The 25,295-nt window shown below is 71.1% G+C and carries 17 protein-coding genes; 10 read left to right on the top strand and 7 right to left on the bottom strand.

Annotation, left to right across the window (positions count from 1 at the left end; genetic code table 11):
• Positions 1-108: 108 nt before the first annotated feature.
• From P4R38_RS09455 to P4R38_RS09445, 3 genes are all read right to left on the bottom strand, one after another.
• A complete protein-coding gene (locus P4R38_RS09455; protein ID WP_277191937.1) occupies positions 109-903 on the bottom strand; it encodes an isocitrate lyase/PEP mutase family protein in 795 nt (264 codons plus the stop codon).
• A 69-nt stretch (positions 904-972) separates the two neighbouring features.
• Positions 973-1,488: a SigE family RNA polymerase sigma factor gene (locus P4R38_RS09450; protein ID WP_277191936.1), complete on the bottom strand. Its 516-nt coding sequence runs from the start codon at positions 1,486-1,488 to the stop codon at positions 973-975.
• Between the two features lie 4 nt (positions 1,489-1,492).
• On the bottom strand, positions 1,493-3,070 hold the full coding sequence (locus tag P4R38_RS09445; protein ID WP_277191935.1) for a hypothetical protein: 1,578 nt from the start codon (positions 3,068-3,070) through the stop codon (positions 1,493-1,495).
• Positions 3,071-3,289: 219 nt separating this feature from the next.
• Here P4R38_RS09445 and P4R38_RS09440 point away from each other — a divergent pair, with 219 nt between their 5' ends.
• The 7 genes from P4R38_RS09440 to P4R38_RS09410 all read left to right on the top strand — a co-directional run bounded on the left by P4R38_RS09440 (position 3,290) and on the right by P4R38_RS09410 (position 18,040).
• Positions 3,290-4,201 (top strand): LolA-like protein, encoded by a 912-nt coding sequence (locus tag P4R38_RS09440; protein WP_277191934.1) that lies wholly within the window; start codon positions 3,290-3,292, stop codon positions 4,199-4,201.
• A 164-nt stretch (positions 4,202-4,365) separates the two neighbouring features.
• On the top strand, positions 4,366-5,295 hold the full coding sequence (locus tag P4R38_RS09435; RefSeq protein WP_277191933.1) for a LolA-like protein: 930 nt from the start codon (positions 4,366-4,368) through the stop codon (positions 5,293-5,295).
• Positions 5,296-5,542: 247 nt separating this feature from the next.
• The gene (rplJ, locus tag P4R38_RS09430; RefSeq protein WP_275237674.1) at positions 5,543-6,130 is read left to right on the top strand and encodes a 50S ribosomal protein L10; all 588 of its coding nucleotides are present in this window, start codon (positions 5,543-5,545) and stop codon (positions 6,128-6,130) included.
• A gap of 70 nt (positions 6,131-6,200) precedes the next feature.
• Positions 6,201-6,587, top strand: coding sequence for a 50S ribosomal protein L7/L12 (gene rplL / locus P4R38_RS09425; RefSeq protein WP_275237675.1), 387 nt, complete (start codon positions 6,201-6,203; stop codon positions 6,585-6,587).
• A gap of 122 nt (positions 6,588-6,709) precedes the next feature.
• Positions 6,710-10,216 (top strand): ABC transporter ATP-binding protein, encoded by a 3,507-nt coding sequence (locus P4R38_RS09420; RefSeq protein ID WP_277191932.1) that lies wholly within the window; start codon positions 6,710-6,712, stop codon positions 10,214-10,216.
• A 343-nt stretch (positions 10,217-10,559) separates the two neighbouring features.
• Entirely contained in the window at positions 10,560-14,045 is a 3,486-nt protein-coding gene (gene rpoB, locus P4R38_RS09415; RefSeq protein WP_275237677.1) for a DNA-directed RNA polymerase subunit beta, read from the top strand.
• Positions 14,046-14,152: 107 nt separating this feature from the next.
• Positions 14,153-18,040, top strand: a complete 3,888-nt coding sequence (locus tag P4R38_RS09410; protein ID WP_277191931.1) for a DNA-directed RNA polymerase subunit beta' — start codon at positions 14,153-14,155, stop codon at positions 18,038-18,040.
• Between the two features lie 55 nt (positions 18,041-18,095).
• Here the strand turns inward: P4R38_RS09410 and P4R38_RS09405 are convergent, their stop codons facing one another.
• The gene (locus P4R38_RS09405) at positions 18,096-19,307 is read right to left on the bottom strand and encodes a tetratricopeptide repeat protein (RefSeq protein WP_277191930.1); all 1,212 of its coding nucleotides are present in this window, start codon (positions 19,305-19,307) and stop codon (positions 18,096-18,098) included.
• Between the two features lie 101 nt (positions 19,308-19,408).
• Between P4R38_RS09405 and P4R38_RS09400 the strand changes: the two genes are divergently transcribed.
• Positions 19,409-20,680: an AAA family ATPase gene (locus P4R38_RS09400; protein ID WP_277192274.1), complete on the top strand. Its 1,272-nt coding sequence runs from the start codon at positions 19,409-19,411 to the stop codon at positions 20,678-20,680.
• On the opposite strand, the gene P4R38_RS09395 is transcribed toward P4R38_RS09400, so the two are convergent.
• From P4R38_RS09395 to rfbB, 3 genes are read right to left on the bottom strand one after another with little or no spacing between them, the layout of a single operon-like run.
• On the bottom strand, positions 20,658-21,851 hold the full coding sequence (locus P4R38_RS09395; RefSeq protein WP_277191929.1) for an MFS transporter: 1,194 nt from the start codon (positions 21,849-21,851) through the stop codon (positions 20,658-20,660). The genes P4R38_RS09400 and P4R38_RS09395 overlap by 23 nt on opposite strands.
• A 43-nt stretch (positions 21,852-21,894) precedes the next feature.
• Positions 21,895-22,758 carry a dTDP-4-dehydrorhamnose reductase gene (gene rfbD, locus P4R38_RS09390; protein WP_277192273.1) on the bottom strand — a complete coding sequence of 288 codons (864 nt, stop codon included), beginning with the start codon at positions 22,756-22,758 and terminating at the stop codon, positions 21,895-21,897.
• 2 nt (positions 22,759-22,760) lie between these two features.
• Positions 22,761-23,756, bottom strand: a complete 996-nt coding sequence (gene rfbB, locus P4R38_RS09385; RefSeq protein ID WP_277191928.1) for a dTDP-glucose 4,6-dehydratase — start codon at positions 23,754-23,756, stop codon at positions 22,761-22,763.
• A gap of 42 nt (positions 23,757-23,798) precedes the next feature.
• Between rfbB and rfbA the strand changes: the two genes are divergently transcribed.
• Both rfbA and P4R38_RS09375 read left to right on the top strand, forming a co-directional pair.
• Positions 23,799-24,674, top strand: a complete 876-nt coding sequence (gene rfbA, locus P4R38_RS09380) for a glucose-1-phosphate thymidylyltransferase RfbA (protein WP_277191927.1) — start codon at positions 23,799-23,801, stop codon at positions 24,672-24,674.
• Positions 24,674-25,288 (top strand): dTDP-4-dehydrorhamnose 3,5-epimerase family protein, encoded by a 615-nt coding sequence (locus tag P4R38_RS09375; protein ID WP_277191926.1) that lies wholly within the window; start codon positions 24,674-24,676, stop codon positions 25,286-25,288. Before rfbA ends, P4R38_RS09375 begins: the two co-directional genes overlap by 1 nt.
• The last annotated feature ends 7 nt before the right edge of the window (positions 25,289-25,295 follow it).

The raw sequence follows: 25,295 nt of genomic DNA, 5'->3' as shown, positions 1-25,295 counted from the left end.
CCGTCCGGGCGCACCCGCCCTCCCGTAGCCACGACATCGTGGCGAGGACCACAATCTATGCGGTGCATCACCGTGCTCGCAGCGGCCCCGGAGATCTCAGCGCGGTTCTCAGGTGAACAGTGCGTTGACCTCGCCCCAGCCGAGCGCGCCGCCCATCTCGGAGTACGTGCCCTGGTCCAGCATCTCCCGGGCGGCACGGTCGACGTGACCCAGCACCGAACCGGCCAGTGACGACCCGGCCGATACCCGCCGTACGCCCACGGCTCGCAGCTCCTCGACGGGCGGCGAGCCCGGCCCGACCAGCACGTTGAGCGGGGCGTCGATCTCCTTGACCAGCCGGGCGATGACGTCGAGGTCGCCGGTGCCGGGCACGAAGATGCCGCTGGCGCCGGCCTCGAGGTAGGCGTTCGCCCGCGCCACCGTGTCGTCGTAGTCGGCGTTGCCCGCGAGGTAGGAGTCGGTGCGGGCGTTGATGAACAGGTCCACACCGGCCGCCGTCGCGGCCTCCCGGACGATCGACACGCGATGAGCCGCGTCCTGCACCGAGCGGAACCCGTCGGCGTGGGTGTCCTCCAGGTTGACCCCGACCGCGCCCGCCTCGATGACCAGCCGGGTGGTCTCGGCCAACGCCTCGTCTCCCTCGCCGAAGCCGCCCTCGATGTCGGAGGAGACCGGCACGTCCACCACGTCGGTGATGCGCCGCAGGTTCTGCAGCATGAGGTCCCGGTCGAGCTGGTTGCCGTCCGGCGCACCGAGCGACCAGGCGACGGCCGCGCTGGTGGTGGCGAGCGCCGGCGCCCCGGCCGCCTCGACGACGCGGGCGGTCACCGCGTCCCAGCAGTTCGGCAGGACCAGGAGGTCGTCGTGGAGAGCGTGGAATCGGGCAGCCAGATCGGTGGTCATGGCGAGAACGCTAGGGGAGCGGGCCGACACCGGTCTGGCAGGTTCTCGCCATCGACGTCGGGGCCTGCGTCAGCACGCCGCGACCGAGCCCGGGGCCCGCTCGCGCAGCGAGGACAAGGCCTTGTGACAGGCGCTCCGCACGGCGACCTCCGAGATGCCCATGATCTGTGCGACCTCCCTGACCGATCGGTCCTCGTAGTAGCGCAGCGCCACGATGGCCCGCTGCTGGCGGGGGAGCGTGGTGACCAGGCGACGGAGCAGATCACGGTCGGCATGTGCGTTCTGCCGGTCCGGAGCCGAGTCCAGGCCGCCGGACACCACCTCGTCGGACACGACCTCGCGGCTGGAGAACCGGCGCCGCTGGGAGATGTAGGTGTTCGTCAACATCCGGCGCACGTACGCAGCCGGGCTGGCGCTCGACTCCACGTGACCCCACTTGTCGATGACCTTGGCGAGCGTCTCCTGCACGAGGTCCTCCGCGTCGTGCCGGTTGCCGGTCATCGACATGGCCAGCCCGAGGAGACGGTGCAGATCGCGGTCCAGCAGCGCCTGGAGGTCGGCGTCGCTCGGGCGAGACCGAACCACCACCTCAGCTCACCAGCCCTTCGCCGCGCAGGTTGGTGACCATCGCGTCGGTCGCGGCGACCGCCAGGGCGAGCAGTCGCGGCTCGTCCGACCGGGCGTCGCTACGTGTCTTGGCGCTGACCAGGTAGTCGCCGACCCGCTGCACCACGATCGTGCGTACGCCGCCCTCTCCGGTCGGCTGCGTGAAGGCGAACGTCGTCGCTCCGTCGTGCCCGGAGACGGCGCGGGTGGTTCGTGGAGCCGGCTGCGCGCGGGTGTCGAAGTCGCCCCACCGGCACGGGCCGGTGTTGCTCCGGGCCTCGGCCAGGGCCGTACCGACGTCCTTCGACCGGTACCGGACGATCGCAGAGACCACCGACGGGTCGTCGGTGCGGCCCGATCGACGCGCCGCCACTGCCGTGAGCGAGCTGATCGGGCTCGGGTGGTCGCCGAGCTCGTTCGAGAGACACTGCTGGCCGGGCAGGTTCGGTCTCCGGACCATCGGGGCCGAGGCGCGGTCCGACGGCGGTGTCTCCGGACCGGGTGGTTGGGCGACGTAGCGCAGTCCGCCGAGCTGCGCGGACGAGGGGAGCAGCTGCGAGGCCACGAGCGCGACGTCGGCGGGTACGGTCTCGTCGGTCGGCGGCACGGCCGACACTGCTCGGGGCGCCGGCGACGAGGACCCGCGCGGCAGAGCGCCGTCGAAGGAGACCGCGCCGCTCAGGCTGTCGGCAGACCGTCCGGTCGCGAGGATCTGAGCCCGGGTCGCGTCCGCGAGCGCCGTCGCGTTGCTCAGGGCCACCTTCGGGTCGGCGTGCTGGGCCGAGACCGTCAGGAGGAACCCATCGACCGCGAGGACGGCACCGACGACGGTGTCCGAGCCCGCCCTGTCCGGATGAGCGGGCTCCGCGGTCCACCGGTAAAGCTCACGTTGCTCTCCCGGATCCGGGGTACGGGTGGGCGGGTTTCCGCCGAGGAGCCAGTTGTTCCAGGCGAACTGCTGAACCGGCTGCGCGCTGGTGAAGTAGCAGTAGCCGGTCGCGAAGTGGATGTCCAAGATCGCTGCGCCCGTACCGACGTTGCTGATCGCCACCCGCATCCGGTTGCCGCCCCCGACGCGCGTCTGCGAGACGCCGGCGGCCGGCGCAGTCGCGTGCGGGCGCCCGGACTGCGTCCCACAGGTCTGGTTCTCGAAACCGGGAGCCAGCGCGTTCTGGGCACCCTTGTGCTCGAACGTGATTCCGCCCACCGGAGTGGTGGGGAACAGGCTGGTGGGGATGGCGAACGCGTGCTGACCTGTCGGCTCGGGTACCAGCCGCGACTCGACAGGCGCGGACGTCCGGGTCGGCGAACCCGTGGTGTGGGCGGGCTGCGCGGACCCGCCTCCGTGCAGCTGGGCACCGACCAGGCCGGCGCCGGTGATCGCGACGACGCCCAGGGCGGCGCCGGCCGTTCGGGCGATCGTGCGTCGGCGCCGTATCGCCCCGGCGCGTGTCCGCGCGCTGGCGATCACGGCCGTCCGGTCGATGGCGTCCGGTGACCACGCGGCGTACTCGGCGCGTAGCCGGTTCTCGAGCTCGTCGAGCTCAGGGTCGTTCAGCATGACGGTCCTCCCCGTGCGGATGGTGGCAGACCCTCAGACGCGGCGAGGCAGGGGCGGCGTGACCTGCGCAGGGTCGGTGACGTGGGTTTCGTTGATCGACGGTCGGACCGGGCCGCGCGCCGTTACCCTGAGGCGCCTTTCGCTCGACCCGGCCCGCACGTCGGCGAGCGAGCATCGTCGTGCGCCGTGGCTGTGCCCGGCGTCAGGGAGGAACCCGTCATGAGAGCACCCGTCCGCAGATCGCTGGCCCTCGTCACCGCCCTCGCCCTCTCAGCAGGGCTGACGTCGTGCGGCAGCGAGAAGGAGCAGAGCGGCTCCGGCCCGACGTCGAGCAGCTCGGCGCCTACCTCCTCGACGGCGGCCGCCTCCTCGTCCGCTGCGCCCACCTCGGCGACGAGCTCGGCGCCCGCTGGGCCGGCCCCGGCGAATACCGGGGCGGAGCTCGCGAGCCGGGTACGGGCGGCGACCGACAAGGAGAAGTCGGTTCACGTGGAGATGCGCTCGGCAGCCGACCCCGACGTCATCCGCATGGACATGACCAACAAGGGGAAGGGCGAGGGAGACACCAGTCTCACGGCCGGGTCGACCCAGCTGCGCTCGGTGGGTGACACCGTTTACGTGCAGGAGCCGGACCTCGCCGGCCGCACGTGGTTGCGCATCGACGACGACAGCGACTCCGCGGCCGGCGTCCTGCTCCTTCCCCTCGTCATGGTCGGCGTGGTGACGGACGTGGACAGCCAGGCCGAGATCTGGTCGAAGGGGACCGTGGCGAGCAAGGGGACCGAGTCGGTCGCCGGTGTTCAGACGACCCACTACACCGTCACGGTCGCGGGCGAGCACGTCCGCGCGGCCTTCAAGGGCGCCACGGGCGGGCAGGCGGGCGCGTCCGCCGCGAAGCCCGGCGACAAGCCGGTGACGTACGACGTGTGGCTCGACCAGCGCGACCGACCGGCGCGGGTCAAGGTGGACCTCAACGCGATCGACGCGGCCACCGGCAAGAAGCCGTCGTCGTCCGCCGGCCCGGCGGTGGCCACGATCGACTACACCCGCTGGAGCGCACCGGTGACGATCGCGGCGCCGCCGGCCAACCAGGTCAAGGACGCGGACGCGGTGCTCGGCGCCGGCAAGTGACCTTCGGCGGCTGATCGCCGAAGGTCACGATTCGTCTCGCCGTACGGCGCGTGCGGAGGGCCGCACGTACTCTGAGCCGTCTTCTCACCCGGCGCGGCCCGCACGCCGTGCCCGGTGAGCTTCATCCGCCGGAGGTCCCTCGGCGGTCCTGGGAGGAATCTGCAATGAATACACCCCTGCGCCGATCTGGCGCGCTGGTGCTGGCCAGCGCCCTGACCTTCGCGGTCACGGCGTGCGGCTCGGAGCAGGCGACGGCGACCAAGCCGTCCGCCGTGAGCACCACGTCGATCACGACCCGTCCGTCCGCGACGCCGACGACACCGTTGTCGTCGGCCACCAGCGCCACCGTCTCGGCGCCGGCGAGTGGTGACGCGCCCTCGGGTCGGGCGTTCGCCGTCCGGGTGCGAGCCGCAGTGGACGCCGAGAAGTCGGTCCACGTCTTCATGAGCTCACCGGGGGAGAAGGACACCGTCACTGTCGACATGACGAACCTGGGGGAGGACGAGGGTGATGCCGAGATCCACATGGGAGCGACCCAGATGCGCTCCGTCGGCGACACCGTCTACCTCAAGGATCCCGAGCTGGCGGGTCGTACGTGGTTGCGGGTCGACGACGACAGCGAGTCCATGGCCGGGCTGATGCTGGTGCCAATGGCCATCATCACGATGATGGCGGACGTGGACACCCAGATCGACCTGTGGGAGAGGGGCACCGCGACCACCCGTGGCACCGAGACCGTGAACGGCGCGCGCACGACGCACTACACGGTCCGCGTGCCCGGTGCGGCGGTCGTCGAGGTCGCCGACGAGACCGGCGACCTCAGCCCCAACGACCGTGCCGAGATGCGCAAGGCCATGAGAGGAAAGACCGTCGCGTACGAGGTCTGGCTCGACCCGAGTGATCGGCCCGCTCGGGTTCGGAGCGACCTGTCGGTGATGGCCGCGATGATGGGCGACCCCCCGGGTGAGTCCGACGGCGGGACGGTGGCAGTCATCGACTACTCCCGCTGGGGTGAGACGGTGCGGATCACGGCGCCTCCGGCAGGTCAGGTGAAGGACGCCGACGAGGCCCTGGGCGAGGACCCGACCTCATAGGCCGGTGGGCCGCCGCCGATTTGGTACGGCGGCGGTCTCACCCGTACTCTGTGCGGTACCAATGACCGCCGGTTGTCGACGTCCGTGAGGGCAGCGACCGAAGGCCTCGCCAGGAGCGAGCGACCAGCGCAGGTGAGCAAGAGGCCGCACGCGTCAGCGTGCCATCCGAGCCCCGTGCGCATCTGCGCCGGGGCTCCTTCCTTGCCCGGGCCCGACCAGACCGGCACTCACCCGGAAGGAGGCCCGCATGGCGAAGCTGGACAAGAACGCGGCGATCGCCGAGCTCACGAGCAAGTTCCGTGACTCGAGTGCGGCCGTGCTGACGGAGTACCGCGGTCTGTCCGTGGCGCAGCTGACCAAGCTGCGTAGCTCCCTCCGCGAGCACGCGACCTACGCCGTGGTGAAGAACACGCTCACCGAGCGCGCTGCCAAGGAAGCCGGAGTCACCGCTTTCGACGGCCAGCTCGAGGGACCGTCCGCGATCGCCTTCATCACCGGTGACCCGGTCGAGGCGGCCAAGGGCCTGCGTGACTTCGCCAAGGACAACCCCCTCCTCGTCATCAAGGGCGGCGTGCTCGACGGCAAGCCGCTCGACGCTGACGAGATCAAGAAGCTCGCCGACCTGGAGTCGCGCGAGGTTCTGCTCGCCAAGCTGGCAGGCGCGATGAACGCCTCGCTCAGCCAGGCGGTCTACCTCTTCGCGGCGCCGCTGTCGCAGACGGCCCGTGTGGTCGACGCGCTGCGCGCCAAGGTCGAGACGGAGGGCCCCGTGTCCGACGCCCCGGCCGCCGAGGAGGCCACCACCGACGTCGCCGAGGGTGGCGACGAGGGCTGAGACCGGCGTACGCCGATCCCAGCCGACCCACACACCGCCACTCACGGCACTGAAAGAAAGGACGCCTCTCATGGCGAAGCTCAGCACCGACGAGCTCCTTGACGCCTTCAAGGAGATGACCCTGATCGAGCTCTCCGAGTTCGTGAAGCAGTTCGAGGACACCTTCAACGTCACCGCCGCGGCCCCGGTTGCCGTCGCGGGTGCGGCCCCGGCCGCTGCCGCCGGTGGCGAGGCCGCCGCCGAGCAGGACGAGTTCGACGTGGTCCTGACCGCGGCCGGCGACAAGAAGATCCAGGTCATCAAGGAGGTCCGCGCGCTGACCTCCCTCGGCCTGAAGGAGGCCAAGGACCTCGTGGACGGCGCCCCCAAGCCCGTCCTGGAGAAGGTCGACAAGGCTGCCGCCGAGAAGGCCAAGGAGCAGCTCGAGGGCGCCGGCGCGACCGTCGAGCTCAAGTGAGCCTGATCTTCTAGATCAACCTCGTCATCAGCCCCTCCGGCCTCGGCCGGAGGGGCTGATGCACGTCCTGGACCGAAATTGGCAGGCGCCCCGTCGGCCATCAGACCTAGCGTGGACAGATCATGACGACGACGGATCGCCGCACGGCGACGACCCCGACCCCGGCGCGGCTCGCCCCGGACGACCCGGCCCGTGAGGTCACCTGGCGCCGGCTGCGGACGCCCGCGGCTGGTCTGGCGCTGCTCGCCCTCGCGGTCGGTGTGCTCGGACAGGCCCTCGGGACGCTCGTCGCCGGCCGTCTCGCCACCGACGCCTCCGCAGCGCTGGTCGGGCTCCTGGCCCTGCTCGTCGTCGGCGGCGCCACCCTCGTGACGACCGGCCAGGTCATCTGGGCCGCCGTCTCCGACCGGGCCGAGGGCGCCCTGCGCGGCGACCTGCTCAGCGCCGCGCTGCACCAGCCGCTGTCCGCCCTGTCCGAGCAGGCGGTCGGCGAGATCCTCGACCGGGTCGACGACGACACCCACGAGGTCGGGACGCTCACCCGGCAGCAGCTCTGGGGCGTGCTGCGCGCCGGCTTCGGCGTCGTGCCGATGTGGGTCGTCGCCAGCCTGACCTGGTGGCCGGCGTGGTTCGTCTTCCCGCTCGCCGCCGCCCTCATCTGGCCCGCCGTCCGACGCCTGCTCCCGACCATCGCCGAGCGCAAGGTCGTCGAGGAGATGGCCTGGACCGATCACTCGGCGGCGCTGGAGGAGAGCATCGCGGGGCGCGACGACCTGCGGACCAGCCTGGGCCAGCCGTTCGCCGTACGCCGGGTGGCTCGCCTGTCCGCGATGGTGCACGAGCGATTCTGGTCGGTCCTGCGCCTCGAGCGCGCCCTCATCCTGCGCGCCGGCCTCGTCCTGCACGCCGCGCTCGCCGGCATCGCCGTGGCGGGCGTCGCGATGGTCGCCGGTGGCGGCCTGTCCGTCGCCCGGCTCGTGACCCTCTTCCTGGTCACGAGCATGTTCGTCGGGCAGATCAACAACGTCGCCCAGCATCTTCCCGACCTGCAGGCCGGCCTCGGTGCGCTGATCCGGCTGCGGCAGATGCTCTCCTCCCCGCCCGAGCCCGTGGGCGGGGCGCCCGTGCCCGACGGTGACCTGGACCTGCGGTTCGCCGACCTCGAGTTCGCCTACGAGGAGGGCGGGTTCGCACTGCGGGACGTCGACCTGCGCGTACCGGCGGGGCAGACGATGGCGCTGGTGGGTCGCACCGGTTCGGGCAAGTCGACCCTCGCCTCACTGGTCTCCCGGGCCGTGGACCCTGCACCAGGCACCGTGCTGCTCGGGGGTGTCGACGTCCTCGACATCGACCTGCACGACCTGCGCGCCGCCGTCGGGGTCGTGACGCAGCTCACCGACATCCTGGCGGGCACGCTGGAGCAGAACATCACGCTGTTCGCCCCGATCGACCGTGCTCACGTGCAGGCCGCGGTGGACGAGCTGGGACTCACCGACTGGGTCGCCCACCTGCCCGCCGGGCTCGACACCGTCCTCGGCCCGTCCGGCACGTCGCTGTCGGCGGGGGAGGAGCAGCTGGTCGCCTTCGCCCGGCTGCTGGTCCGCGACGTGCGGGTGGTCATCCTCGACGAGGCGACCGCGCGGATGGACCCCGTGACGGAGGCGCGCGTGGTCGCCGCCTCGGACCGGCTGCTGGCCCACCGGACCGGCGTGCTGGTGGCGCACCGCCTCTCCACCACCCGCCGCGCGGAGCAGGTCGCCGTGCTCGAGCGCGGCCGGGTGGTCCAGTCCGGTCCGATGACGACCCTGCGCGCTGCGCCGGGCGCGTTCCGCGCGCTCTGGGAGGCGAGCGCGACGCAGGACGAGGCCGCCGAGACCACCGGTGCGGCACCCGTCGGTGGCGTACGCCGTACCGGGGCGGCGCCCCCGCCGCCGCAGGTCGGCTCCGGACCGAGCCTGGCGCGCGGGGTCTGGCATGCGCTGCGGGTCCAGCCGCAGTGGGGCCTGCTGGCGGTGGGCCTCTTCACCGTGTCCGCGCTGCTGGGGTCCGTCGGCGCGCTCACCGGCTTCGTCTGGGGCCACGTGGTCGTCGGGCTGCGCGACGGCGCCACGCAGCCGTGGCTCGTGGCCCTCCTGGTGGCGGTCCTCCTGCTCGGCCCGGTCCTGCTCGCCGTCGCCATCGGCCTGTACCCGCGCTGGTGGGTCGAGGTGCTCCTGCGGACCCGGATGTCGGTGCTGCGCGGGCAGACCGCCCAGCACCGCCTGCCCGCCGCGCCCGCCGGAGAGGTCGTCGCACGGGCCATGGACGCCGACCGGTACGCGCGCTACGCCGACCGCTGGGTGGACTTCGTCAACGGCCTGGTGATCGCGGTGGTGACCGCCTTCGCCGCGGGCACGTACGTCGCGGGACTGGTGCTCCTGGTCGTGATGGCCGCCGCCGCGAGCGCATCGGTCCTCGGACGTCCGATCGCCGGTCGTACGGCGGCGCGCTCGTCGGCCGCCCGCGCTCGGTTCGGCCGCACGCTGGTGTCGTCACTGGAGTCCGCGCGGACCGTCAAGCTCGCGGGCCGCACGCCCCAGGTCCATGCCCACCTGCAGCAGGTCGACGGTGGCCGGATCGACGCCGCGGTCAAGGAGCACCGCGTCCAGGCCGTGCTCGACGGCGTCCCGATCGTCATGGTCCAGGTGGGCGTCGTCGCGGCCTGGGCCGCCCTGGTCGAGGGCGTCTGGGGACTCGCGACCGCGCTGATGGTCGTCAACGCCGTCAACGGCTTCGACTGGTTCGGCCGGGTCGCCGGCGCCGTGGTCACCGAGGCGCCCGGCACGCGGGCCTGGCAGGAGGCCACCTGCGCGTACGCCGGTGGGGGCGACCTGATGGACCTTCCCGACGACGTCGACCTCGTCTCCGGGGCGGCGCCGATGCCGGCCGTGCGACCCGTCGAGCCGCTGGACGTGCTCGCGCTGCACGACCTGAGCGTCGTCCACGACGACGGCACCGTCGGGGTGAGCGGGGTCGACCTGACGGTCCGGCGCGGGGAGCTGGTGCTGCTGCTCGGCCGGGTCGGCTCGGGCAAGTCCAGCCTGCTGCGGGCTCTCGCCGGCCTGGTGCACCACACCGGTTCGCTCACCTGGAACGGCGAGCGGGTCGAGGACCCGCAGACCTTCCTGCGGCCCACGCGGGTCGCGTACGTCGCCCAGGTGCCGCGGGTGTTCTCCGGGACGTTCGTCGACAACGTCCGGCTCGGGTACGCCGACCGCCCGTTCGACCGGCCGGTCGCCGACGCCCGGCTCGCGCCGGACGTGGAGGCCGCCGGCGGCCCCGACGCTGTCGTCGGGCACCGCGGGCTGCGGCTGTCCGGCGGGCAGGTGCAGCGCGTGGCGCTCGCCCGGGCGCTGGCCGCCGAGACCGAGGTCGTGCTCGCCGACGACGTGTCCAGCGCCCTCGACGCCGCCACCGAGCTGGAGCTGTGGAGGTCGCTGCGGGAGCGTTCCGCGACGGTGGTCGGGGCGACCTCCAAGCGGGCCGCGCTCGCCCAGGCGGACCGGGTCGTCGTCCTCTCGCGCGGGCGCGTCGAGGCCGTCGGACCGTGGACGGAGCTCGAGGCGAGGTTCGGCGCGCTGGCCGGCTGACGCGCCGGAACGGCCGAAAGTCTTGACCAGATGCCCTGTACCGGTCCATCCTCGACGCGTGACGTGCTGGGGAGCACGGGGTACTGAGCGGGGGGAGGCGTAGGCCGATGGGCCGCGCCTGGACACGCTGCCATCTTTTGGTTATGCTGTTGCTTTGCGCTGCCCTGTCTCCGCTCACACCCATCCGCCCATCAGTGCCGACCGCTTCGTGCCCGGGGTCCTGCCCCGTCGTCACCAGCCGAGTGCTCTGATCGTCGTGCTGCCCGCGACGCGGGTCGGGGGTCGAGTCGGACCGGGACCGCAATGACCGCCGCTCAGTAAGGCCTTGTGGAAGGACCCCTCGTTGGCTGCCTCGCGTACCGCGACTCAGACTCTGTCCTCTGCGAAGACGGCTTCCGGCCGCCTTTCGTTCGCCAAGATCCGCGAACCCCTCGAGATCCCCGACCTCCTCGCGCTCCAGACGGAGAGCTTCGACTGGCTGCTCGGTAACGAGCGCTGGCAGGCTCGCGTCGCCGCCGCGAAGGAGGCCGGTCGCGTCGATGTCCCGGAGCGCTCCGGCCTGGAGGACATCTTCGAGGAGATCTCTCCGATCGAAGACTTCTCCGGCTCCATGTCCCTGTCGTTCCGCGACCACCGCTTCGAGGACATCAAGTACTCGATCGACGAGTGCAAGGAGCGGGACATGACCTACGCCGCTCCGCTGTTCGTCACCGCGGAGTTCATGAACACCACCACCGGTGAGATCAAGAGCCAGACGGTGTTCATGGGCGACTTCCCGCTCATGACCGACCGGGGCACGTTCGTCATCAACGGCACCGAGCGTGTCGTCGTCTCCCAGCTGGTCCGCAGCCCGGGCGTCTACTTCGAGCGTTCGATCGACAAGACGTCCGACAAGGACATCTACACCTCCAAGGTCATCCCGAGCCGTGGTGCCTGGCTGGAGTTCGAGGTCGACAAGCGCGACACCGTCGGCGTCCGCGTCGACCGCAAGCGCAAGCAGTCCGTGACCGTGCTGCTGAAGGCGCTGGGCTGGACCGAGGCGCAGATCCTCGAGGAGTTCGGCGAGTACGAGTCGATGCGCCAGACCCTCGAGAAGGACCACACCGCGGGTCAGGACGAGGCGCTGCTGGACATCTACCGCAAGCTGCGTCCGGGCGAGCCGCCGACCAAGGAGGCCGCTCAGACCCTGCTGGACAACCTGTACTTCAACGGCAAGCGCTACGACCTGGCCAAGGTCGGTCGCTACAAGCTGAACAAGAAGCTGGGTGTCCAGGCGCCGCTGAACGAGTCCGTCCTCGGCATCGACGACATCGTCGCGACGATCAAGTACCTCGTCGCGCTGCACGCCGGTGAGACCACCATCAAGGGTGTCCGCGACGGCGAGCCGGCCGACTTCCGCGTCGAGGTCGACGACATCGACCACTTCGGCAACCGTCGTCTGCGCAACGTCGGCGAGCTCATCCAGAACCAGGTCCGTACGGGTCTGTCGCGGATGGAGCGCGTCGTGCGCGAGCGCATGACCACCCAGGACGTCGAGGCCATCACGCCGCAGACGCTGATCAACATCCGGCCGGTCGTCGCCTCCATCAAGGAGTTCTTCGGCACCAGCCAGCTGTCGCAGTTCATGGACCAGAACAACCCGCTGTCGGGCCTGACGCACAAGCGTCGTCTCTCGGCCCTCGGCCCGGGTGGTCTCTCCCGTGACCGCGCCGGCATGGAGGTCCGCGACGTCCACCCGTCGCACTACGGCCGCATGTGCCCGATCGAGACCCCTGAGGGTCCGAACATCGGTCTGATCGGCTCGCTCGCCTCGTACGGCCGCATCAACGCCTTCGGGTTCGTCGAGACGCCGTACCGCAAGGTCGTCAAGGGCAAGGTCAGCGACGAGGTCGTCTACCTGTCCGCCGACGAGGAGGACGAGTTCGTCATCGCGCAGGCCAACGCGCCGCTGACGCAGGACAACCACTTCGCCGAGGACCTGGTGCTGGTGCGCACCAAGGGCGGCGAGGCGACCGACGTCCCGGCCGACGAGGTCGACTACATGGACGTCTCCGCGCGCCAGATGGTGTCGGCCGCGACCGCGCTGATCCCGTTCCTGGAGCACGACGACGCCAACCGTGCGCTCATGGGCGCCAACATGCAGCGCCAGGCGGTGCCGCTGGTGAAGTCGGAGGCCCCGCTGGTCGGTACCGGTATCGAGTACCGCGCCGCGCTGGACTCCGGTGACGTCGTGCGCGCCGAGAAGGCGGGTGTGGTCGAGGAGGTCTCCGCTGACCTCGTCACGATCGCCAACGACGACGGCACGCGCCAGACGTACCGCATCTCCAAGTTCACCCGGTCCAACCAGGGCAACTGCTACAACCAGCGCGTTGTCGTGGACACCGGCGACCGCGTCGAGGCCGGCGCGTTCATCGCCGACGGCCCGGCGACCGACGGTGGCGAGATGGCGCTCGGCAAGAACCTCCTCGTGGCGTTCATGCCGTGGGAGGGCCACAACTACGAGGACGCGATCATCCTCAGCCAGCGCCTGGTGCAGGACGACGTCCTCTCCTCGATCCACATCGAGGAGCACGAGATCGACGCCCGCGACACCAAGCTGGGTCCGGAGGAGATCACCCGGGACATCCCGAACGTCTCCGAGGAGGTCCTGGCCGACCTGGACGAGCGCGGCATCATCCGCATCGGCGCCGAGGTCCGCGACGGCGACCTGCTCGTCGGCAAGGTCACGCCCAAGGGTGAGACCGAGCTGACGCCGGAGGAGCGCCTGCTGCGCGCCATCTTCGGTGAGAAGGCGCGCGAGGTCCGCGACACCTCGATGAAGGTGCCGCACGGCGAGACCGGCACGGTCATCGGCGTGAAGGTGTTCGACCGCGAGGAGGGCGACGAGCTTCCCCCGGGCGTCAACCAGTTGGTCCGCGTCTACGTCGCGAACAAGCGCAAGATCACCGACGGTGACAAGCTCGCCGGCCGCCACGGCAACAAGGGCGTCATCGCCAAGATCCTGCCCGTGGAGGACATGCCGTTCCTCGAGGACGGCACGCCGGTCGACATCATCCTGAACCCGCTGGGTGTGCCCTCGCGCATGAACCCCGGCCAGGTCTTGGAGCTGCACACCGGTTGGGCGGCCTCGCGCGGCTGGAACATCGAGGGCGACCCGGAGTGGGCGGCCAAGATCCCGCAGGACGCGCGTCAGGCCCCGCCCAACACCCGCATCGCCAGCCCGGTGTTCGACGGTGCGCGTGAGGAGGAGATCCGCGGACTGCTGGACTCCTCGAACGTCACGCGCGACGGCGTCCGCCTGGTCGACGGCACGGGCAAGACCCCGCTGTTCGACGGCCGCTCGGGTGAGCCGTTCCCGGAGCCGGTCGCGGTCGGTTACATGTACATCCTGAAGCTGCACCACCTGGTCGACGACAAGATCCACGCGCGCTCGACCGGCCCGTACTCGATGATCACGCAGCAGCCGCTGGGTGGTAAGGCGCAGTTCGGTGGTCAGCGCTTCGGTGAGATGGAGGTGTGGGCCCTGGAGGCGTACGGCGCTGCCTACGCGCTGCAGGAGCTGCTCACCATCAAGTCCGACGACGTCAACGGCCGCGTGAAGGTGTACGAGGCCATCGTCAAGGGCGAGAACATCCCCGAGCCCGGCATCCCGGAGTCCTTCAAGGTGCTCATCAAGGAGATGCAGTCGCTGTGCCTGAACGTCGAGGTCCTCTCCTCCGACGGCCAGACCATCGACCTGCGTGACTCCGACCAGGAGGTCTTCCGCGCGGCGGAGGAGCTCGGCATCGACCTGTCGCGGCGCGAGCCGAGCAGCGTCGAAGAGGTCTGATCCTGCTGGCCGTACGCCGGGGCGAGACCTCGGCGTACGGCCGGAACAGACTGTTACTCAACACAACTCAGACCTCTTAGAACTTAGAACGAAGGAAGGCAGCAACTGTGCTGGACGTCAACTTCTTCGACGAGCTGCGCATCGGCCTTGCCACCGCTGAGGACATCCGTCAGTGGAGCCACGGCGAGGTCAAGAAGCCCGAGACCATCAACTACCGCACCCTGAAGCCGGAGAAGGACGGGCTCTTCTGCGAGAAGATCTTCGGTCCGACCCGCGACTGGGAGTGCTACTGCGGCAAGTACAAGCGCGTCCGCTTCAAGGGCATCATCTGTGAGCGCTGTGGCGTCGAGGTCACCCGCTCCAGCGTGCGCCGTGAGCGGATGGGTCACATCGAGCTGGCCGCTCCCGTCACCCACATCTGGTACTTCAAGGGCGTCCCGTCGCGCCTGGGGTACCTGCTCGACCTCGCCCCGAAGGACCTGGAGAAGGTCATCTACTTCGCGGCGTACATGATCACCTCCGTCGACGAGGACCAGCGGCACGCCGACCTGCCCTCGCTGGAGGCTCAGATCGAGGTCGAGAAGAAGGAGTTCGAGAACCGCCGCGACAACGACGTCAACACCCGCGCCGCCAAGCTCGAGGCCGACCTGGCCGAGCTGGAGAAGGAGGGTGCGAAGGCTGACGCCCGTCGCAAGGTCCGCGAGTCCGCCGAGCGCGAGATGAACCAGATCCGCAAGCGCGCGGACCAGCAGATCGAGCGCCTGGAGCAGGTCTGGGACCGCTTCAAGAACCTCAAGGTCCAGGACCTCGAGGGCGACGAGGTGCTCTACCGCGAGATGCGCGACCGGTTCGGTCTCTACTTCGAGGGCGGCATGGGTGCGGCGGCGCTGCAGAAGCGCCTGGACACCTTCGACCTGGACGCCGAGTCGGAGTCGCTGCGAGAGATCATCGCGACCGGTAAGGGCCAGAAGAAGACCCGTGCGCTCAAGCGCCTCCGGGTCGTCACCGCGTTCCTGCAGACCAAGAACCACCCGACCGGCATGGTCCTGGACTGCGTCCCGGTCATCCCCCCGGACCTGCGTCCGATGGTGCAGCTGGACGGTGGCCGCTTCGCGACGTCCGACCTGAACGACCTGTACCGCCGCGTGATCAACCGCAACAACCGCCTCAAGCGACTGCTGGACCTCGGCGCGCCCGAGATCATCGTCAACAACGAGAAGCGGATGCTGCAGGAGGCCGTCGACAGCCTCTTCGACAACGGCCGTCGTGGTCGCCCGGTCACGGGCCCCGGCAACCGTCCGCTGAAGTCGCTGTCCGACATGCTCAAGGGCAAGCAGGGTCGTTTCCGTCAGAACCTGCTCGGCAAGCGCGTCGACTACTCCGGCCGTTCGGTCATCGTCGTCGGCCCGCAGCTGAAGCTGCACCAGTGCGGTCTGCCCAAGCAGATGGCGCTGGAGCTGTTCAAGCCGTTCGTGATGAAGCGTCTGGTCGACCTCGACCACGCGCAGAACATCAAGTCGGCCAAGCGCATGGTGGAGCGGGCCCGCCCGGTCGTGTGGGACGTGCTCGAGGAGGTCATCACCGAGCACCCCGTCCTGCTGAACCGCGCACCCACGCTGCACCGCCTCGGCATCCAGGCCTTCGAGCCGCAGCTGGTCGAGGGCAAGGCCGTCCAGATCCACCCGCTCGTCTGCTCGGCGTTCAACGCCGACTTCGACGGTGACCAGATGGCCGTCCACGTGCCGCTGTCCGCGGAGGCGCAGGCCGAGGCCCGCATCCTGATGCTGTCCTCGAACAACATCCTCAAGCCGGCCGACGGCCGTCCGGTGACCATGCCCACCCAGGACATGATCATCGGCCTGTTCCACCTCACCTCCCCGGTCGAGGACGGCAAGGGTGCCGGCCGCGTGTTCGCGACCGTCGCCGAGGCGCGGATGGCGTTCGACGCCGGCGAGATCGAGCTCGGCACCGCGGTCAAGATCCGGCTGCGCGACTTCGTGCCGTCGGAGAACGCGCCGCTGCCCGAGGACGTCGAGCTGGGCGAGGACGGCATGGCCGCGACCGCTCTGGTCGAGACCACCCTGGGTCGCGCGATCTTCAACGACACGCTGCCGACGGACTACGCGTTCGTGAACCAGCCGGTCGACAAGAAGCGGCTCTCCGCGATCGTCAACGACCTCGCCGAGCGGTACAGCAAGGTACAGGTCGCGGCGTCCCTGGACGCGCTCAAGGAGACCGGCTTCTACTGGGCGACCCGCTCCGGCACGACCGTCGCCATCGGTGACGTCGTCATGCCGCCTCGCAAGACCGAGATTCTCGAGGGCTACGAGACCAAGGCAAACAAGGTCCAGCAGCAGTACGACCGCGGTCTGATCACCGACGACGAGCGCCGCCAGGAGCTCATCGAGATCTGGACCCAGGCGGCGAACGACGTCTCCAAGGAGATGGAGAACAACTTCCCGAAGGACAACCCGATCTACCGCATGGTCAGCTCGGGTGCGCGTGGTAACTGGTTCCAGCTGCGCCAGCTGGCCGGTATGCGTGGCCTGATGGCCAACCCGAAGGGCGAGATCATCCCGCGTCCGATCATGGCCAACTTCCGAGAGGGCCTGTCGGTGCTGGAGTTCTTCATCTCCACGCACGGTGCCCGTAAGGGTCTGGCCGACACCGCGCTGCGGACCGCCGACTCGGGTTACCTGACCCGTCGTCTGGTCGACGTGTCGCAGGACGTCATCATCCGCGAGGAGGACTGCGGCACCGACCGTGGCCTGGTGCTGCCGATCGCGCAGCGCAACGCCGCCGGTGAGCTCGTCGAGCACGACGACGTCGAGACCTCGGTGTACGCCCGTACCCTCGCGGTCGACGTCGAGGCGGGTGGCGAGGTGCTGGCCCCGGCCGGCGCCGACCTGGGTGACGTCAACCTCGACAAGCTGGTCGCGGCCGGCGTCGAGGAGGTCAAGATCCGCTCGGTGCTCACCTGTGAGTCGCGGGTCGGTACGTGCGCCAAGTGCTACGGCCGCTCGCTGGCCACGGGTCTGCTCGTGGACATCGGTGAGGCCGTCGGCATCATCGCGGCCCAGTCGATCGGTGAGCCGGGTACCCAGCTGACGATGCGTACCTTCCACACCGGTGGTGCGGCGGGTGACGACATCACGCAGGGTCTGCCGCGCGTCGTCGAGCTGTTCGAGGCCCGTACCCCGAAGGGTGTCGCTCCGATCGCGGAGGCCACCGGCCGGGTGCAGATCGAGGACACCGACAAGACCCGTCGCCTCCTGCTCACGCCGGACGACGGCTCGGAGGAGCACGCCTACCCCGTCAGCAAGCGTGCGCGCCTGCTGGTCGAGGACGGCCAGCACGTCGAGGTCGGCACGCTGCTCGTGCAGGGTGCGATCGACCCCAAGCAGGTGCTGCGCATCCTGGGCGCCCGCGAGGTGCAGAAGCACCTGGTGGACGAGGTCCAGAGCGTGTACCGCCAGCAGGGTGTGTCGATCCACGACAAGCACATCGAGGTCATCGTGCGGCAGATGCTGCGCCGCGTGACGATCATCGAGGCGGGCGACACCGACCTGCTGCCGGGCGAGCTGGCCGAGCGTGGCCGGTTCGAGGACTCCTCGCGTCGTGCGGTGGCCGAGGGTGGCCGTCCGGCGTCGGGTCGTCCCGAGCTGATGGGTATCACCAAGGCGTCGCTGGCCACGGACTCGTGGCTGTCGGCGGCATCGTTCCAGGAGACGACCCGAGTGCTGACCGAGGCGGCCATGCACGCCCGCAGCGACTCGCTGCTCGGCCTCAAGGAGAACGTGATCCTCGGAAAGCTGATCCCGGCGGGTACCGGCCTGACGCGCTACCGCAACGTCACGGTCGAGCCCACCGAGGAGGCCAAGGCGGCGCTGTACGCCCTGCCGGACTACCAGGCCTACGACTACCCGGTCTTCGGCCCGGGCAGCGGCGAGGCCGTCCGGCTGGACGACGCGAGCCTGGGGTTCACCGACAGCTGACGAGCACGTAGCGAAGGGCGGCTCTCCCACACGGGAGAGCCGCCCTTCGGCGTCCCTAGGCGAGCCGGACGAACCAGAGCATCGCGCCACCGGTGAGGAACAGCACGACGAGCACCGGACTCGCAAGGGTCGCGACGGCCACGACGGCCAGCAACGCACCGGCGCCGACCAGTGCGATGGCGACACGCTGACGCCGGGGCGCGACCAGGTGGGCGCTGCCCGCCGCGAACGCCCAGAGCGCGCAGCCGACGGTGGCGAAGGCGTACGAGCCTTGGCCTTCGACGGCCTGCGCGACCGCGCAGCCGACCCCGAGGGCGAGGAAGACCAGGAAGGCGACAGTCGTGAGGCGCGTGGTGCGGGGGAGCAGCGCGCGGGAGCGGCGGCCGCACAGCAGGACCGTGTTCATCAGCGGTTCGAGGGTCCAGGTGAGCGCGACCAGCACGATCACCAGTCCGATGACCACGCGCGCCCAGGTCTGGTGGTCGAACGGCTCGAGCAGCCGGGTGAGGAACAAGGGCGCGAGCAGAATGCCCCAGCGGGCCGCAGCAGGCAGGCCGTCGAGCCAGCCGGAGTAGCGCAGCAGCTGTCCGTACAGCGGGTTCCTGCTCTTGAGGGCGAGGGCGAGTCCCTCGCGGTTGGTCTCGTCCACGGGGTCGAGGCGCACGGCGGTGCGGTAGGCGTCGACGGCGTCGCGTCCGCCGCCCCGACGCAGGGTCAGCTGCCCGAGGACGGCGTGCGCGGTCTCGTTCTCGGGGTCGAGACTCAGCGCAGCGCGGACGGTGGCCACGGCCTCGTCGTGCCGGTTCAGCTCGGCCAGCGCGGCCGCGGCGCACACCAGGACGTCGGGGTCCTCGGGGGCCAGCCGCCGGGCCCGCTCCAGACTGCTGAGCGCCTCCTGCGGCCGGTCGTCCTCCAGCAGGATCGCTCCTTCCTGGAGGTGCAGGGCCGCGACCTCGGGGGCCGCCCTCAGGGCGCTGCGCACGGTCGTGAGGGCCTCGTGCAGCGCGCCGGTCGCGCGTTGCGCCTGGCTGAGAACGAGCAGCGCACTGAGGTTGTGCGGGTCGGCGGTGAGCGCGCTCTGCGCGACCGACCGCGCGTCGTCCCAGCGTGACTGGGTCACCAGGGCGCGGCCCAGGTCGGCGAGGACGGCGCTGTTGCCGGGGTCGGTGGCCAGCGCCGCCCGCAGCTGTGCCTCCGCCTCGACGGCGCGCCCGAGGTCCAGGAGCGTGCGCCCCCGCGACCAGGCCGCTTCGGTCGTGTCGGTCATCGTTCCCCTGTCTTCACGGTGGCGTGGCAGCACCTGCGGTGCTGCCACGAGTGGCTTCGCGAGCCGACGCCGCCAGGTCGAGTAGGGTCCGCGGCGTGGCGATGGATGCGGTGATCAAGGCCCTGCGGCAGGCGCTGTCCGCTGACCCGGACGATGTCGAGCTGCGCGCGCACCTGGCTCAGGTCCTGCTCGAGGAGCAGCGTACGGGCGAAGCGCTCGCGGAGTCGGTGATCGTGCTCGGATCACGACCGGACCACCTGCCGGCGCTGCGGGTCGCGCAGGCGGCGGCCCAGGCCGAGGGGGACCAGGCACGCGCGGACGCGTACGGACGCCTGCTGCGGGCGCTCGGGGGCGCTCCCGACGAGGTCGCACCCGCAACCGCCTCGCCGCCGGCTCCGCCCGCGCCTGGCGAGCCGGTGTTCGCGGTGCCGGACACGATCGACGAGGTGGTCCAGGGGTGGAGCGGCACGGACGCCGCCGCCGAGCCGGAGACGGGCCACCTCAGGGCGGCCGGCGTCACGCTCGCGGACGTCGGCGGCCTGGAGACCGTGAAGCAGCGGCTGGAGCGCTCCTTCCTCCAGCCGGTCCGCAACCCAGGGCTGACGGCCCAGTTCGGCAAGTCGTTACGCGGCGGACTGATGCTGTGGGGACCGCCCGGCTGCGGTAAGACATTCATCGCCCGGGCGCTGGCCGGTGAGCTCGGAGCCGCGTTCTACGAGGTCGGGCTGACCGACGTGCTCGACATGTATATCGGCAGCAGTGAGCGCAACCTGCGCAGCGTGTTCGACGCGGCCCGCCGCAACCGGCCCTGCCTGCTCTTCTTCGACGAGATCGACGCCCTCGGCCAGAAGCGGTCCCAGCTGCGCCACTCCGGTGCCATGCGGGGCGTGGTGAACCAGCTCCTCGCCGAGCTGGACGGCGCCGCGTCCGACAACGAGGGACTGTTCGTCCTGGCGGCGAGCAACCACCCGTGGGACATCGACTCCGCGCTGCTGCGCCCGGGCCGGTTCGACCGCAGCGTGCTGGTGCTGCCGCCCGACCAGCCGGCGCGCGAGGCGATCCTGGCCTACCACCTGCGTGGACGTCCGGTCGAGGCGCTCGACCTGGCCAAGGTCGCCAAGGCGACGGAGGGGTACTCGGGGGCGGACCTCGCGCTGGTGTGCGAGCAGGCGACCGAGTCGGCGATGACGGCGTCCGTGGCCGCGGGCACCGTACGGCCGATCACTCAGCGCGGACTCCAGGACGCGGCCAGGTCGGTGCGTCCCAGCGTTGGTGAGTGGTTGGAGACCGCACGCAACTACGCGTTGTTCGGCAACACCGACGGGGAGTACGACGAGCTCGCTGCCTACCTCAAGCAGCGCCGGCGACGGTAGCGACGCTGCGTTCATGGCGCGAAGCGATCGCTGTGAGCATCGTGCAGCCGGCGGCGAGCCCGGCGAACCCGAGCAGCACCGTGCGCAGGGACCAGCGGTCGCCCAGGACGGAGACGATCGTCGGCACGAAGAAGCCCAGGTAGGTGAGGCTGTAGAACACGGCGTTCGTCATGGCCAGGGCGGAGGGCGTGGCCTGCTGCTCGACGCGCGTCAGACCGCCGACGAGCACGAGGCCGTAGCCCGCGCCCAGCACGACGCAGCCGACCATGGCGAGGGGGATCGAGGGCCGGGCGGCGAGCGCCGCGGTGACGGCGATGCCGACGACGGCCGCCGCACCGCCGAGGAGGCTCACCCGGTCGGCCGCGTGCGCGGCCAGCCGCCGGGCCGGCTGCTGCACGAGGACCCCAGTGCCGAGCGTGAGGCCTGCGGCGAGCCCGGTGAAGGCGACCAGCAAACCGCGCGTCTGCTCGTGGACCAGGCTCGGCACCACGACGATCCCGACGCTGGCGCAGGTGAAGACGCCCGGGGCGGTCGGGGCGATCCGGGTCCAGAACGCCAGGGTGCGCACCGGACCGGGCGCGTGGTGGGCCGCACCGTGCGCGGGTTCGCCCGGCTGGGGCGCGTTCCAGACGAGCACGGCGACCACGACGGCGAGCGCGATGTGCACGGCGTACGGCAGGAGGTGTGGCAGGGGCGCCCACTGCGCGAGCGCGCCGCTGACCAGAGGCCCGCCACCGAACCCCGCGGACATCGCGATCGCGGCGCGCCGGGCGCCGGTGCCGGTGGGAGCGTCGGCGGACAGCTCCTTCACCCAGGTGGTCCCCGGTGCCATCGCCGCTCCCATGCAGGCGCCGTACAGGACCCGCCCGACCAGCAGCCACGTGGGACGGCCGTCCGCGAGGGCCAGCACCGCCGAGCCGCAGACCGCACCGACGAGGACCCAGCGGAGGACCAGGCGGTGCCCCACGCGTCGTCCGACGACGGCGGCGAGCAGCAGGGCCGGGATCAGGCCGAGCACGTACGCGGCGAACAGCGACGTGACGACGGTCTGCGACAGGCCGTCGTCGGCGCGGTAGACCGGGAGAAGGGCAGCGAAGTGGTTCGCGCCCCAGCCGGTCGCGAAGAGGGCCAGGGCCGCGCGCAGCCAGGCGGGGAGGGAGGGAGGACGCACCCGGCCACGATGGCACGCGGGTGCTTCGGCCCGGGTCGAGGTGTCAGCCGGCGGTCGGGCGGCCGGCGACGACCTCGGGCACCGCCCGGGTGAGCGACTCCCGCCAGTCCGGCAGCCGGGCCAGGCCGGCGCCCGTCCAGGCGTCGTGGCCGAGCACGCTGTACGCCGGTCGTGGCGCGGGCCGGGGGAACGCGTCCGTCGTGGTGGGCAGCACCCGCGCCGGATCGAGGCCGAGCTCCTCCAGCACCCCCCGGGCGAACCCGAACCAGGTCGTCTCCCCGGCGCCGGTGGCGTGGTAGGTCCCGTACGCCGGTCGGGCGGCGATCAGGGCGGTCAGCCCGTCGGCGAGGTCGCGCGTCCACGTCGGCTGGCCGCGCTGGTCGTCGACCACGCTCAGCTCGTCGCGCTCGGAGGCCAGGCGCGCGATCGTGCGCACGAAGCTCGGCCCGGCCGCGCCGTACAGCCAGGACGTCCGCACGACCCAGCTGCTGGGGCACAGCGACCGGACGGCCCACTCGCCGGCGAGCTTGGTGCGCCCGTACGCCGACCGCGGCGCGGTGGGCGCGTCCTCGGCGTAGGGGACCTGGGCGTCGCCGGGGAAGACGTAGTCGGTGGACACGTGCAGCAGGGCCGCCCCGGCCTGCGCAGCGGCCCGCGCGAGGTTGCCGGCCCCGGTGGCGTTGACGGCGAAGGCCTGCGGCTCCTGGGTCTCGGCGTCGTCGACGGCGGTCCACGCTGCAGCGTTGACGACGACGTCGTGACCGGCCACAGCACGGGCGCACGCCTGCGGGTCGGTGATGTCCAGGTCGGCCCGGGTCGCGCCGGTCGCGGCGAACCCGGCCTCCTCCAGAGCGGGCCGCAGGTCGCGGGCGAGCATGCCGCCGGCACCGGTGAGCAGGACGCGCACGCTCACCGCCCCAGCCGTGCGTAGGTGCGCTCCGCGTCCAGCTTGGCCGCGCGCCACCAGCTCTCGTTCGCGCGGTACCAGTCGATGGTGTCCGCGAGGCCCGCGCGCAGGTCGCGGTAGCGCGGCTCCCACCCGGTCTCAGCGCGCAGCTTGCTCGAGTCGATGGCGTACCGCAGGTCGTGGCCCGGACGGTCGTCGACGTGGTCGTACCAGTCGGCGGGCTTGCCCGTGAGCTCCAGCAGGATCGCGATGACGTCGCGGTTGCTGGTCTCGCCGTCGGCGCCGATCAGGTACGTCCCGCCGAGCCGGCCCCGCTCGATGACCGCGATCACCGCGTCGTTGTGGTCGTCCACGTGGATCCAGTCGCGCACGTTGGCGCCCGAGCCGTACAGCTTGGGTCGCACGCCCTCGAGGATGCCGGTGATCTGGCGCGGGATGAACTTCTCCACGTGCTGGCGCGGACCGTAGTTGTTGGAGCAGTTGCTCAGCGTCGCTCGGATCGCGAACGAGCGGATCCAGGCGCGGACCAGCAGGTCGGCACTCGCCTTGGTCGCGGAGTAGGGGCTGGAGGGGTTGACCGGCGTCGCCTCGGTGAACCGCGCGGGGTCCTCCAGCGCGAGGTCGCCGTACACCTCGTCGGTGGAGATGTGGTGCAGCCGCGTGCCGTGCCGGCGGACCGCCTCCAGGATGCGGAACGTCCCGATGACGTTGGTGTCCACGAACGGCCACGGGTCGTCGAGGCTGTTGTCGTTGTGGGACTCGGCGGCGAAGTGCACCACCACGTCGTGCTCGGCGACCAGGCCGTCCACCAGGTCGGCGTCGGTGATCGAGCCCTCGATGACGCGGACCCGGTCGGCCACCGGCTGCAGCGTCTCGGGGTTGGCCGCGTACGTCATCGCGTCGAGCACCGTCACCGCCCAGTCGGGGCGCTGGTCGAGGACGCGGAGGACGAAGTTGGAACCGATGAAGCCGGCCCCACCGGTGACGAGCAGTCTCATGGGCCGAAGGCTATCGGCCCGGTGTGGATAGGCTGCGGGCCCATGAGAGGCATCGTTCTGGCTGGGGGATCCGGCACGCGCCTGCACCCGATCACGCGCGGGATCAGCAAGCAGCTCGTCCCCGTGTACGACAAGCCGCTGGTCTACTACCCGATCGCGACCCTGATGATGGCGGGCATCCGCGACATCCTGATCATCACGACCCCGCACGACCAGGAGCAGTTCCAGCGGCTGCTCGGCGACGGGCAGCAGTGGGGGGTCCGGCTGGAGTACGCCGTGCAACCCCGCCCCGAGGGGCTGGCGCAGGCGTTCCTGCTGGGGGCCGACTTCATCGGCGACGAGAAGGTCGCCCTCGTCCTCGGGGACAACCTGTTCTTCGGCCCCGGGCTCGGCACCCAGCTGGCCGCCAACCTCGACGTCGAGGGCGGCCACATCTTCGCCTACCACGTCGCCGACCCCACCGCGTACGGCGTCGTGGAGTTCTCCGAGTCCGGCCAGGTGCTCTCCATCGAGGAGAAGCCGCTGCGGCCGCGGTCCGCGTTCGCCGTGCCCGGCCTGTACTTCTACGACAACGACGTGGTCGAGATCGCCCGCAACCTCACGCCGAGCGACCGCGGCGAGCTGGAGATCACGGCCGTCAACACCGAGTACCTGCGCCGCGAGCAGCTGACCGTCACCACCCTCCCGCGCGGGACGGCCTGGTTTGACACCGGCACGTTCGACGGCCTGATCGAGGCCAGCCAGTTCGTGCACGTCGTCGAGGCCCGGCAGGGTCAGAAGATCGGGTGCCCCGAGGAGATCGCCTGGCGCAACGACTGGATCGACGACGCGCGCCTGGCCGAGCTCGCCGACGCCCAGCTCAAGAGCGGCTACGGCGTCTACCTGCACCTGCTGCTGAAGAACGGGAAGGACTTCTGATGGACATCCGCCCCCTGCGGATCGAGGGCGCGTACGTCGTGACGCCCCGGCAGTTCCCGGACGACCGAGGCGTGTTCCTCGAGGCGTTCCGCGGCGACCGGCTCGCCGAGCTCACCGGCCACCGGATGGAGGTCGTCCAGACGAACGTGTCGGTGTCCTCGCGGGGCACGGTCAGGGGCATCCACTTCGCCGACGTCCCGCCGTCCCAGGCCAAGTACGTCACGGCGCTCTCGGGCGCCTTCCTCGACTTCGTCGTGGACATCCGGGTCGGCTCGCCGACGTTCGGCCAGTGGGAGAGCGTCCTGCTGGACACCGCCGACCGGCGTGCGGTCTACCTGTCCGAGGGGCTGGGTCACGCGCTGTGCGCGCTCGAGGACGGCTCGACCGCCCACTACCTGTGCAGCGCCGCCTACAACCCCGAGCGCGAGCACGGCATCCACCCGCTCGACCCCGCCGTCGGGCTCGAGCTGCCCGACGGCGTCGTCGCCTCCCTCTCGGCGAAGGACGCGGCGGCGCCGACGCTGCAGGAGGCCGCCGACCAGGGCCTGCTGCCTTCGTACGAGGAGTGCCGGGCCTTCACCGAGTCGCTGTCCGAGCGGGCCCCGGCGCGCTGAGGCGCCC

The organism is Luteipulveratus flavus (assembly GCF_029439465.1).
Lineage (GTDB): Bacteria > Actinomycetota > Actinomycetes > Actinomycetales > Dermatophilaceae > Luteipulveratus > Luteipulveratus flavus.
Note: the sequence above shows the minus strand (reverse complement) of the source record. Positions and strands in the feature narration are given on the sequence as shown.